The organism is Kribbella orskensis, from assembly GCF_004342085.1.
GTDB lineage: Bacteria > Actinomycetota > Actinomycetes > Propionibacteriales > Kribbellaceae > Kribbella > Kribbella orskensis.
In genome coordinates this window covers 434,803-446,766 of sequence record NZ_SLWM01000004.1, presented here as the reverse complement: position 1 = coordinate 446,766, position 11,964 = coordinate 434,803, and the positions used below count along the sequence as shown (strand labels likewise).

The following is an 11,964-nucleotide window of genomic DNA, read 5'->3' as shown; positions in this document are numbered from 1 at the left end:
GGCCAACTGTGGGTCAGTTGTTCTGCTGGGGTGGTCGGCCGGCGTTGCGGACTGTTTGCCAGAGCTCGTCCATGTCGGTGCGGTCGTCGGCCTCGGGCTTGTCGACCCAGCCGCTGGCCCAGACGTTCTCGTCGGGGTCGGTGTCGAAGACGGATTCGGCGAACGCGGCGGAGCCGACGTACCGGGTCTCTTCCTCGGCCGGCTCGGAGCGGGGAGCGCTCTCGGGGCTCTCCTGGGTGTTCTGATCGCCCTTCGGGCGGCCCGGGGGAGCGGCCAGGCTGCGGGCATACTTCTGGGCCTCGATGATGCCCATGTCCTGCTCCTCGCTGAGCAGCCGGACCGCGGCGACCTCGTTGCCGGAGGCCATCAGTTCACGGATGCGCTGCTCGAACGCGCCCTTGGGGGACGGCAGGTTGTTCTGCGGCGGCCGGTGGGACTGCTGCCAGACGACGGGCGGAGGCGGCGCGTACTGACCCGACTGGAACTGGGCTGGCTGGTACTGGCCGGGTGCTGGGTACTGCCCGGGACCGGCGGCTTGCTTTCCTGCCTGGAGGAGCTGGTGGAGCATGCCGGCCAGTTGCGCGCTGCTCTGTGCCCGGCCGGACCCCTGCCTCTGAGGAGCGGGGGACATGTTGCCCTGGCCGGCGGGCTGGGTGTACTGGCCTTGGAGCTGGGTGGGCTGCGCGCCGGACTGCCGTGCCTGCATCCGCTCGATCAGGCGCTGCGCCCGGGGACTGGGCTTGCTCTTGTCCGCCTTGCGGTTGCCCACGTTCTTGATCAGCGCGCCGACGATCAGCACCCCGATGAAGACGATGAACTCCACCATCAAATGCCTCCCGGCGCCGCTCACTGAACTGCCTGGTACTCAGCGTAGGGGCAGCCCGGTCCTCCCGCGGGCCACCGGCCGGGCGGTGAGGCCGCCTGCGAGTGGGCGGGGAGTCGGCCGCAGTACGTGGTGCCCGCTACAATCTGGCGTACCGCTGATCACTTTCGAAGGGTTTCCCGCGTGGCAACGACGAACGACCTCAAGAACGGCATGGTGCTCAACCTGGATGGGCAGCTGTGGTCCGTCGTCTGGTTCCAGCACCACAAGCCCGGCAAGGGCGGTGCCGTGATGCGGACGAAACTGAAGAACGTGCTGTCCGGCAAGGTGGTCGACAAGACCTTCAACGCCGACGTCAAGGTCGAGGTGGCCAACGTCGACAAGCGGGACATGACGTATCTGTACAACGACGGCGGTTCCTACGTCTTCATGGACAGCTCCACCTACGAGCAGGTCCACGTCACCCCCGAGGTGGTCGGCGACGCCTCGCACTTCCTGCTGGAGAACCAGGACGCCATCGTCGCCGTGCACGAGGAGCTGCCGCTGTACGTCGAGCTCCCGCCGTCGGTCGAGCTGACCGTCGAGTACACCGAGCCCGGCCTGCAGGGCGACCGCTCGACCGGTGGCACCAAGCCGGCCAAGCTCGAGACCGGCTACACGATCAACGTCCCGCTGTTCCTGACCACCGGCGAGAAGGTCAAGGTGGACACCCGGACCGGGGACTACCTCGGCCGCGTCACGTCCTGAGCCCCGAAAGCTGACAACAGAACATGTCTGCCCGTAGCAAGGCCCGCAAGCGCGCTCTCGACGTGCTCTACGAGTCGGAGGTCCGCGGGCTGCCCGTCGGCGGCACCCTCGGCGACCGGGTGGCTGACAACGACCCGCCGGTGAACGAGTTCACCGTGGCGCTGGTCGAGGGTGTCTCGGAACACATCGACTCGATCGACGAGCTGCTCAGCACCCACTCGGTGGGCTGGACGCTGGACCGGATGCCGGCGGTCGACCGCAACATCCTGCGGATCGGCGTCTACGAGCTGCTGTTCGACGAGCAGGTGCCGGACGTGGTGGCGGTCAGCGAGGCGGTCTCGATGGCGCGCGACCTGTCCACCGACGAGTCGCCGGCCTTCGTGAACGGCCTGCTGGCCCGGCTGTTGCAGCTCAAGCCGACCCTCGGAGTCTGAGCTCGGCGCTCATCCTGCCGGGGTCTGAACAGACCCCGGTGAGTACAACGGGCCCGGTACCGCCACAGTACGGTGCCGGGCCTTCTCGGCGTCCCCGTTCATCGGCGCGGGGGGAACGGCCCCGGCCTGGATTACTGAAAATGCCTGGTACTACGTGCTTCAGGTCTTGCTGTGGCCCGTCCTCGTGAAGGAGGGCGGGCAGGCGGCCGCGGGCAAGCTGCTACGAGCCCCGACCGTCTTGTCGCGCCCGCCTCAGCCGGCTGCTTCGGACTCCTCCACGTCGCCCTTCGCCTCCGGGTTGAGGACGCCCCAGGAGATGAAACGCTCGGTCAGAGTCGTCGGCGACTCGTCGTAGATCACCGCAAGAGTGCGCATGTCGTCCTGACGGATCGACAGCACCTTGCCGTTGTAGTCCCCGCGCTGAGCCTGGATCGTGGCCGCGTACCGCGTCAGCGGACCGGCCTCGCTCGCGTCGAGGTGCTGCAGAGCCTCCAGATCGAGGATCAACCGGGGCGGAGCTGCAGCCGCAGCAGCCGCACTGGCGGATCCAGGAAGCAGCTCACGGATCGGCACGCCGTAGAAATCGGCGAGCTCCGCGAGCTTCTGGACGGTGACGGCCCGATCGCCACGCTCGTACGAGCCGACGACGACCGCCTTCCAGCGACCCTTGGACTTCTCTTCCACGCCGTGCAGCGATAGTCCCTGCTGCTGGCGGATGGCGCGCAACTTGCCGCCCAGTGTCTTCGCGTATTCGCTAGGCACGCTGGTTCTTCCCTCCGACTTTTGATCGATTACCGAGTGGCCCGGATGGGTGGGCCGTTTTGGTGAAACCCCCCACGATTACACAGAGTAACAATATTCCGGCCGCGAGGCCAGCGTCAAGACGGCGTGTCACATCCGCTAGCATGTCAAGCGGTCCGAACGTCCTTTAAAGACCCGTCCAGAGAGGCGGGAAAGGAGGAACGGTAGCGATGAGCCCTGCCTTGGTACCAGGTCCCGCGCCCGAGTCAGTCCCCGAGACTGCCCCGGTCGCCAAGGCCGTACCCCGCACAGTGCTGGATGCTTCCGACATTTCCCGGGCACTGACCCGGATCGCGCACGAGATCCTCGAGCGCAACCGCGGTGCCGACCCCGTGGTCCTGCTGGGTATTCCCACCCGAGGGGTGGGGCTGGCCAGCCGCATCTCCGACCGCATCGCGGCGGTCGAGGGGCGGAGCGTGCCGACAGGGTCACTCGACGTGACGATGTACCGCGACGACATCGGCCTGAAGCCGGCCCGCGCGCTGGAACACACCGACATCCCGCCGGGTGGCATCGACGGCAAGGTCGTCGTGCTGGTCGACGACGTGCTGTTCTCCGGCCGCACCATCCGCGCCGCGCTGGACGCGATCGGCGACATCGGCCGCCCGAGGGCGGTCCAACTGGCCGTGCTGGTCGACCGCGGGCACCGCGAACTGCCCATCCGCGCCGACTACGTCGGCAAGAACCTGCCCACCTCGCTGGTGGAGCGCGTCACGGTCCACCTGACCGAGTACGACGGCGCCGACGCCGTCCTGATCGCCGACCAGGCCCACCCGGACAAGACCCGCCCCGACAGGACATCGGCTGACAAGAAGTCCGGCAGCACCGACAAGACGGGAGCCTCCGCGTGATGCGGCATCTGCTGAGCGCGGGCGATCTGAGCCGCGACGACGCCCACCTGATCCTGGACACCGCCGAGGAGATGCGCTCGCTGGCGGACCGGCCGATCAAGAAGCTGCCGGCACTGCGCGGCCGCACGGTGGTGAACCTCTTCTTCGAGGACTCCACCCGGACCCGGATCTCGTTCGAGGCGGCCGCCAAGCGGTTGTCCGCCGACGTGATCAACTTCTCCGCCAAGGGCTCGAGCGTGAGCAAGGGGGAGTCCCTCAAGGACACCGCGCTGACGCTGCAGGCGATGGGCGCGGACGGTGTCGTCTGCCGTCACGGCTCCTCGGGTGCGCCGCACCTGCTGGCCAACTCCGGCTGGCTGACCGGCGCGGTCGTGAACGCCGGTGACGGCACCCACGAGCACCCGACCCAGGCGCTGCTCGACGCCTTCACCATGCGACGCCACCTCGGCTCGCTCGAGGGCCGCCGGATCACCATCGTCGGCGACGTCCTGCACAGCCGGGTGGCCCGGTCGAACGTGCTGCTGCTCTCGACGCTCGGCGCCGACGTCACCGTGGTGGCGCCCCCGACGCTGCTCCCGGTCGACATGACCACCTGGCCCTGCGAGACGTCGTACGACCTGGACGCGGCGCTGGCCAAGAGCGACGCGGTGATGATGCTGCGGGTGCAGCGCGAGCGGATGAACGACGCGTTCTTCCCCAGCGCCCGCGAGTACACCCGGCGCTACGGCCTGGACGTGCACCGGATGGCGCAACTACCGGACGAGGCGATCGTGCTGCACCCCGGCCCGATGAACCGCGGCATGGAGATCAGCGCCGAGGTCGCCGACTCGACCCGCTCGGTGATCGTCGAGCAGGTCACGAACGGCGTGGCGATCCGCATGGCCGTCCTCTATCTGCTGCTCTCAGGAAGTTCCGAAACACCCACCACTGAGGAGACCACCGCATGACCGCGTACCTGATCACCGGAGCCGGCATCATCGGCGGTGAGGTGGCGGACCTGCTGATCGACAACGGCGAGATCGTGGCCATCGGCAACGATCTGGACGCGCCCGCCGATGCCACCACGATCGACGGCGCCGGCAAGATCGCGCTCCCCGGTCTGGTCGACCTGCACACCCACCTGCGCGAGCCGGGCCGCGAGGACGCGGAGACCGTTCTCACCGGCACCCGGGCGGCGGCGCTGGGCGGGTTCACCGCCGTGTTCGCGATGGCCAACACCGACCCGGTCGCCGACACCGCCGGCGTCGTCGAGCAGGTCTGGCGCCTCGGTCGCGAGGCCGGGTACGCCGACGTCTACCCGATCGGCGCGGTCACGGTCGGCCGGCAGGGGACGCAGCTCGCGGAGCTGGGCGCGATGGCGGACTCGGCGGCCCGGGTGCGGGTGTTCTCCGACGACGGCGACTGCGTCTGGGACGCCGCCCTGATGCGGCGCGCACTCGAGTACGTGAAGGCCTTCGGCGGCACGATCGCACAGCACGCGCAGGAGCCCCGGCTCACCCAGGGCGCCCAGATGAACGAGGGAGCGCTCTCCGGTGTTCTCGGACTGACCGGCTGGCCGAGTGTGGCCGAGGAGTCGATCATCGCGCGCGACATCCTGCTGAACGCGCATGTCGGGTCCAAGCTGCACATCTGCCACCTGTCCACCAAGGGCTCGGTCGAGATCGTCCGGGCGGCGAAGCGCCGGGGGCTCGAGGTCACCGCTGAGGTGACGCCGCACCACCTGCTACTGACCGAGGACAAGGTCGAGTCGTACAACCCGGTCTACAAGGTGAACCCGCCGCTGCGGACCAAGGAGGACGTCGAGGCGGTCCGCGAGGGGCTAGCCGACGGGACGATCGACATCGTCGCCACCGACCACGCGCCGCACCCGGTCGAGGACAAGGACTGCGAGTGGAGCGCGGCCGCGTTCGGTATGACCGGGCTGGAGACCGCTCTCTCGGTGGTCCAGCACGCGATGATCGACACCAAGCTGATGACGTGGGCGGACCTCGCCGACCGGATGAGCTACCGCCCGGCCGCGATCGGCCAGGTCAGCGGCGAGCAAGGACAGCCGCTGGCAGCGGGAGCGCCCGCCAACCTGGTCCTGGTCGACCCGGCCAGCGAGCGCACCGTGGTACCGAGTGAGACGGCTTCGTTGTCGCGGAACACGCCGTTCGACGGGATGACCTTGCCCGGTCGCGTCGTCGCGACCTTCCTCCGCGGGAAGCCGACCGTGTTGGACGGGAAGCTGACCCGGTGAAGACGGCTCTGGGCATCGTCGGCACCTTGCTGGTGATCGGCGCGGGCTGGTTCGGCATGTACCGCGGCTGGCGCAACCGCCAGCAGCGGCAGGCCGACCTGGCCCCGCTCCCGGCCGTCCCGGCCGACGTCAAAGGCGCCAAGACAGAGGGCGTGTACGTCGCGACGACGACGGCAGGCGACTGGATGGACCGGATCGCCGTGCACGAGCTCGGAGTCCGCAGTACGGCGGACCTGGCCGTCAGTGAGGCCGGCCTGATCTTCCACCGGCAGGGCGCGGCGGATGTCTTCATCCCGGCCGACCACCTGACCGGGGTCCGGACCGACCGCGGCATCGCCGGGAAGGTGACTGCCGAGGCGTCCGGTCTCGTGGTGGTCACCTGGACCCACGACGGCCACGAGCTCGACACCGGCTTCCGGCCTCGCCGCAAGGCCGACACCGCCCCCTTGACCGATTCCATCTCGACCCTGATCGGAGCCGAGTAAATGAGCCAGGCAGCTTCCACAGCCGCCCTGCTGGTCCTCGAGGACGGCCGCGCCTTCGCCGGTACGTCGTACGGGTCTACCGGCGAGACCTTCGGCGAGGCGGTGTTCACCACCGGCATGACCGGCTACCAGGAGACGCTGACCGACCCGTCGTACCACCGCCAGATCGTCACCCAGACCGCGCCGCACATCGGCAACACCGGGGTGAACGACGAGGACGACGAGTCCCACCGGATCTGGGTCGCCGGGTACGTCGTCCGCGACCCCGCCCGGGTGCCGTCGAACTGGCGCGCCAAGCGAACCCTCGACGACCAGCTGAAGGCGCAGGGCATCGTCGGCATCTCCGGCATCGACACCCGCGCCCTGACCCGCCACCTGCGCGAGCGGGGCGCGATGCGGGCCGGCATCTCCACCGAGATCCTGGACCCTGCGGCACTGCTGGCCAAGGTGCTCGAGCAGCCGCCGATGGTCGGCGCGGACCTGGCCTCCGAGGTCACCGCCACCGAGGCGTACGTCGTACCGGCCGAGGGGGAGAGGCGCTTCACGGTCGTCGCGCTCGACCTCGGGATCAAGTCGATGACGCCGAAGCGGATGGCCGAGCGGGGGATCGAGGTCCACGTGCTGCCGGCCACCGCCACCCTGGAGGAGGTGCTGGCGGTGAACCCGGACGGCATCTTCATGAGCAACGGCCCGGGCGACCCCGAGACCACCGAGCACCCGACCACCCTGCTCAAACAACTCCTCGAGCAGAACAAGCCGTACTTCGGCATCTGCTTCGGCAACCAGGTCTTCGGCCGGGCTCTCGGGCTCGGCACCTTCAAGCTGAAGTACGGCCACCGCGGCATCAACCAGCCGGTGCTCGACCGGGCCACCGGCAAGGTCGAGATCACCGCGCAGAACCATGGGTTCGCCGTTGACGCGCCGATCGACGAGACGGTCGAGACGCCGTACGGGACCGCCGAGGTCAGCCACGTCTCGCTCAACGACAACGTGGTCGAGGGTCTGAAGCTGACCGGGCGCGACGGGCGGGTGCTGGCCTTCTCGGTCCAGTACCACCCGGAGGCCGCGGCCGGTCCGCACGACTCGGCCTACCTCTTCGACCGCTTCGTAGAACTGATGGAAGGTCGCAGCTGATGCCCCGCCGTACAGACATCGACTCGGTGCTGGTGATCGGCTCCGGGCCCATCGTGATCGGCCAGGCCTGCGAGTTCGACTACTCCGGCACCCAGGCCTGCCGGGTGCTCAAGGAGGAGGGTTTCCGGGTCATCCTGGTGAACTCGAACCCGGCCACGATCATGACGGACCCGGAGTTCGCCGACGCCACCTACGTCGAGCCGATCACGCCGGAGTTCGTCGAGAAGGTGATCGAGAAGGAGCGCCCGAACGTCCTGCTCGCCACCCTGGGCGGCCAGACCGCGCTGAACGCGGCAATCGCTCTGCACGAGAACGGCGTGCTGGACAAGTACGGCGTCGAGCTGATCGGCGCCTCGGTGGACGCGATCCAGCGCGGCGAGAACCGCGAGTCGTTCAAGGCGATCGTGGAGAAGCTGGGCGCCGAGGTCGCGCGCTCGGTGGTCTGCCACACCCTCGACGACGTGCTCGCCGCCGCGGCCGAGCTGGGCTACCCGCTGGTGGTCCGGCCGTCCTTCACGATGGGCGGCGTCGGCTCCGGGATGGCGTACGACGAACCGGACCTGCGGCGGATCGCCGGGGCCGGGCTGTCCGCCAGCCCGACGACGGAGGTCCTGATCGAGGAGTCCATCGTCGGCTGGAAGGAGTACGAGCTGGAGGTGATGCGCGACAAGGCCGACAACGTGGTGATCATCTGCTCGATCGAGAACGTCGACCCGATGGGCGTGCACACCGGCGACTCGGTCACGGTCGCGCCGGCGATGACGCTGACGGACCGCGAGTACCAGGTGATGCGGGACCTGGCCATCGGCATCATCCGCGAGGTCGGCGTCGATACCGGAGGCTGCAACATCCAGTTCGCGGTGGATCCGGCCGACGGCCGGCTGATCGTGATCGAGATGAACCCGCGGGTGTCCCGGTCGTCCGCGCTGGCGTCGAAGGCGACCGGCTTCCCGATCGCCAAGATCGCGGCGAAGGTCGCGATCGGCTACACGCTGGACGAGATCCCGAACGACATCACCAAGCAGACCCCGGCGAGCTTCGAGCCGACCCTGGACTACGTCGTCGTCAAGGTGCCGCGGTTCGCGTTCGAGAAGTTCCCGGCCGCGGACGCCACGCTGACCACGCACATGAAGAGCGTGGGCGAGGCGATGGCGATCGGCCGCAACTACACGGAGGCGCTGCAGAAGGCGTTGCGCTCGCTGGAGAAGCCGGAGGCGCGGTTCACCTGGGCCGAGGCACCCGCGAGTGATCTCGAGCCGTTGCTGGAGGCAATCAAGACGCCGCATGACGGCCGGCTGCGCACTATCATGGACGCGATCCGCGCCGGGGCGAGTCCCGAGCAGGTCTTCGACGCGACCAAGATCGACCCGTGGTTCGTGGACCAGCTGTACCTGATCCACGAGACCGCTCTCCAGGTCGCGGCCGCACCACGGCTGACCCCGGAGATCCTCCGGCTCGCCAAGCGCCACGGGTTCTCCGACCTCCAGCTGGCGGAGATCCGCGGGCTCACGGAGGACGTCGTACGGGGTGTCCGGCAGGCGCTGGGGATCCGGCCGGTCTTCAAGACGGTGGACACCTGCGCGGCCGAGTTCGCCGCCGCCACGCCGTACCACTACTCGTCGTACGACGAGGAGAGCGAGGTGGCTCCGCGCACCGAGCCCGCCGTACTGATCCTCGGCTCGGGTCCGAACCGGATCGGGCAGGGCATCGAGTTCGACTACTCCTGCGTGCACGCGTCGATGGCGCTGCGCGACGCCGGCTACTGCACCGTGATGGTGAACTGCAACCCGGAGACCGTCTCGACCGACTACGACACCTCCGACCGGCTGTACTTCGAGCCGCTCACCTGCGAGGACGTGCTGGAGATCGTGTACGCCGAGATGCAGGCGGGCCCGGTCGCCGGGGTCATCGTGCAACTGGGCGGGCAGACTCCGCTCGGACTGGCCCAGCGGCTCGCGGACGCGGGGGTGCCGATCGTCGGCACGCCGCCCGAGGCGATCCACCTGGCGGAGGAGCGCGGCGCCTTCGGCAAGGTGCTCGCCGACGCCTCGCTGCCCGCGCCGAAGCACGGCACCGCGATGTCCTTCGACCAGGCCCAGACGATCGCCGCCGAGATCGGATTCCCGGTGCTCGTGCGGCCGTCGTACGTGCTGGGTGGGCGCGGCATGGAGATCGTCTACAGCGAGGCCGAGCTGACGGCCGCGCTGCAGCGGCTCAGCGGTGACGCGATCGCGGCGAACTGGGAGCACCCGGTGCTGATCGACCGGTTCTTGGACGATGCGGTCGAGATCGACGTGGACGGGCTGTACGACGGCAACGAGTTGTTCCTCGGCGGCGTGATGGAGCACATCGAGGAGGCCGGGGTGCACTCGGGCGACTCGTCCTGCGCGCTGCCGCCGATCACCCTCGGGAACGCGGACATCCGGAAGATCCGCGAGTCGACCGAGGCGATCGCGCGCGGCGTCGGAGTACGGGGTCTGCTGAACGTGCAGTACGCGCTCGCCGGCGACGTGCTCTACGTGCTCGAGGCAAATCCGCGGGCGTCGCGGACGGTGCCGTTCGTCTCCAAGGCGACGGCGACGCCGCTGGCGAAGGCCGCGGCCCGGGTGATGCTCGGGGCGACGATCGCTGACCTGCGGGCCGAGGGGATGCTCCCGGCTCAGGGCGACGGTGGCACGCTGCCGGCTTCGACGCCGATCGCGGTGAAGGAGGCCGTGATGCCGTTCAACCGGTTCCGGACGATCGACGGTACGTCCGTCGACACCCTGCTCGGGCCGGAGATGCGGTCCACCGGCGAGGTGATGGGCATCGACGACACCTTCGGTACCGCGTTCGCCAAGTCCCAGGCGGGGGCGTCCCAGCCGCTGCCGGGATCCGGCAAGGTGTTCGTGTCGGTCGCGAACCGGGACAAGCGGCACATGATCTTCCCGGTCAAGCGGCTGGCGGATCTCGGTTTCCAGATCTACGCGACCGAAGGGACGGCCGACGTCCTGCGGCGCAACGGGGTCGAGGCGGTCACCGTGCGCAAGAGCAGCCAGGGCCCGGGGCCGAACGGCGAGCCGACGATCGTCCAGATGGTCCAGGACGGTGAGCTGAACCTGATCGTCAACACCCCGATCGGGATCACCCAGGGCGGTTCGCCGCGCATCGACGGCTACGAGATCCGCAGCGCGGCGGTGGCCCGGAACATCCCGTGCATCACCACGGTGCAGGGCCTGGCCGCGGCGGTGCAGGGGATCGAGGCGCAGCAGGCCGGGGACATCGGAGTGCGCTCCCTGCAGGACTGGACCTCCCGGATCCGCGGGACTGCCGACTCTCCAGCGGGCTCGGCGGCGGGTGTGGAGAGCTGAGCGGCGTGTACCGGAAGGTGATCAGGCCGGTCCTGTACCGGCTGGGCAAGGGAGATGCCGAGGTCGCGCACGAGCAGACCTTGCACGGGCTGCGCCGGCTGAGCCGCGTTCCGGGCGCGGTGAGCGCTCTCTCGCGTTCCTACGGTTCTCTGCCGGCCGGGCTCGAGCGGACGGTCTTCGGCGTCCGTTTCCCGAGTCCGGTCGGGCTGGCGGCCGGCATGGACAAGAACGGTGTCGCCCTGCCGGCCTGGCGTGCCCTCGGATTCGGGTTCGTCGAGGTCGGCACGGTGACGGCCCATGCCCAGCCGGGCAACGAGAAGCCGCGGTTGTTCCGGTTGGTCGAGAGCGAGGCCGTGATCAACCGGATGGGCTTCAACAACCTCGGCTCGGCGGCGCTCGCGGACCGGCTGGCGCAGTACGGCGATCTCGGGTACCCGCTCGGGGTCAGCATCGGGAAGTCGAAGGTGACGCCGCTCGAGGACGCGGTGGAGGACTACGTCACGTCGCTGCGGCGGCTCTACCGCTTCGGCGACTACTTCGCGGTCAACGTCAGCTCGCCGAACACGCCGGGATTGCGCTCTCTGCAGGACTCCGGGCACCTCCGGGAACTGCTCACGGCCCTGCACGCCGAGGCCGAGGCTCTGAGCTCCGGTGGTCGCGGGCCGAAGCCGATCCTGGTGAAGATCGCGCCCGACCTGACCGAGCAGGCGATCGACGAACTGCTCGGCGTCTGCACGGACGTCGGGGTGGCCGGGATCATCGCGACCAACACCACGATCGGCCGAGCCGGGCTCGCTCCGGCCGACGAGCGGCTGGCGGGGGAGGCCGGCGGTCTGTCCGGTCGTCCGCTGACCGAGATCTCCGCCAAGACCGTGGCCCACATCTACGCCGAGACCGGGGGAGCGCTGCCGATCATCGGCGTCGGCGGCATCCTCGATCCGGCCGACGCGGCCCGCCTGCTCGACGCCGGCGCCAGCCTCGTCCAGCTCTACACCGGCCTGATCTACCGCGGACCGGGCCTGATCCGCCGGACCAACCGCAACCTGGCCGCCCAGAGCCGATGACTTCGATGAGCTTGAGGACTTCGATGAGAGAGCGAG

The 11,964-nt window shown here is 69.2% G+C and carries 11 protein-coding genes; 9 read left to right on the top strand and 2 right to left on the bottom strand.

The window, feature by feature from the left end; all coding sequences use genetic code 11:
* Nucleotides 1-13: 13 nt before the first annotated feature.
* Nucleotides 14-826, bottom strand: coding sequence for a hypothetical protein (locus EV644_RS14300; RefSeq protein ID WP_132188737.1), 813 nt, complete (start codon nucleotides 824-826; stop codon nucleotides 14-16).
* Between the two features lie 210 nt (nucleotides 827-1,036).
* Here EV644_RS14300 and efp point away from each other — a divergent pair, with 210 nt between their 5' ends.
* Together efp and nusB are read left to right on the top strand one after the other, a co-directional pair.
* On the top strand, nucleotides 1,037-1,570 hold the full coding sequence (gene efp / locus EV644_RS14295) for an elongation factor P (RefSeq protein ID WP_241995598.1): 534 nt from the start codon (nucleotides 1,037-1,039) through the stop codon (nucleotides 1,568-1,570).
* Between the two features lie 23 nt (nucleotides 1,571-1,593).
* Nucleotides 1,594-2,004, top strand: coding sequence for a transcription antitermination factor NusB (gene nusB, locus EV644_RS14290; protein WP_132188735.1), 411 nt, complete (start codon nucleotides 1,594-1,596; stop codon nucleotides 2,002-2,004).
* 252 nt (nucleotides 2,005-2,256) lie between these two features.
* On the opposite strand, the gene bldD is transcribed toward nusB, so the two are convergent.
* Nucleotides 2,257-2,766 carry a transcriptional regulator BldD gene (gene bldD / locus EV644_RS14285; RefSeq protein WP_132188734.1) on the bottom strand — a complete coding sequence of 170 codons (510 nt, stop codon included), beginning with the start codon at nucleotides 2,764-2,766 and terminating at the stop codon, nucleotides 2,257-2,259.
* A 209-nt stretch (nucleotides 2,767-2,975) separates the two neighbouring features.
* On the opposite strand from bldD, the gene pyrR reads away from it, so the two are divergent.
* Genes pyrR through EV644_RS14250 form a run of 7 tightly spaced genes read left to right on the top strand, consistent with a single transcriptional unit; the run spans nucleotide 2,976 to nucleotide 11,928 of the window.
* Nucleotides 2,976-3,656 (top strand): bifunctional pyr operon transcriptional regulator/uracil phosphoribosyltransferase PyrR, encoded by a 681-nt coding sequence (gene pyrR / locus EV644_RS14280; RefSeq protein ID WP_241998138.1) that lies wholly within the window; start codon nucleotides 2,976-2,978, stop codon nucleotides 3,654-3,656.
* Entirely contained in the window at nucleotides 3,656-4,603 is a 948-nt protein-coding gene (locus EV644_RS14275) for an aspartate carbamoyltransferase catalytic subunit (RefSeq protein WP_199239807.1), read from the top strand. Before pyrR ends, EV644_RS14275 begins: the two co-directional genes overlap by 1 nt.
* Entirely contained in the window at nucleotides 4,600-5,895 is a 1,296-nt protein-coding gene (locus tag EV644_RS14270) for a dihydroorotase (protein ID WP_132188732.1), read from the top strand. The genes EV644_RS14275 and EV644_RS14270 overlap by 4 nt, the downstream gene beginning before the upstream one ends.
* Nucleotides 5,892-6,380 (top strand): PH-like domain-containing protein, encoded by a 489-nt coding sequence (locus EV644_RS14265; protein ID WP_132188731.1) that lies wholly within the window; start codon nucleotides 5,892-5,894, stop codon nucleotides 6,378-6,380. The genes EV644_RS14270 and EV644_RS14265 overlap by 4 nt, the downstream gene beginning before the upstream one ends.
* A complete protein-coding gene (carA, locus tag EV644_RS14260) occupies nucleotides 6,381-7,514 on the top strand; it encodes a glutamine-hydrolyzing carbamoyl-phosphate synthase small subunit (RefSeq protein WP_132188730.1) in 1,134 nt (377 codons plus the stop codon).
* Entirely contained in the window at nucleotides 7,514-10,864 is a 3,351-nt protein-coding gene (gene carB / locus EV644_RS14255) for a carbamoyl-phosphate synthase large subunit (protein ID WP_132188729.1), read from the top strand. Before carA ends, carB begins: the two co-directional genes overlap by 1 nt.
* A gap of 5 nt (nucleotides 10,865-10,869) precedes the next feature.
* The gene (locus EV644_RS14250; protein ID WP_132188728.1) at nucleotides 10,870-11,928 is read left to right on the top strand and encodes a quinone-dependent dihydroorotate dehydrogenase; all 1,059 of its coding nucleotides are present in this window, start codon (nucleotides 10,870-10,872) and stop codon (nucleotides 11,926-11,928) included.
* Nucleotides 11,929-11,964: the final 36 nt, after the last annotated feature.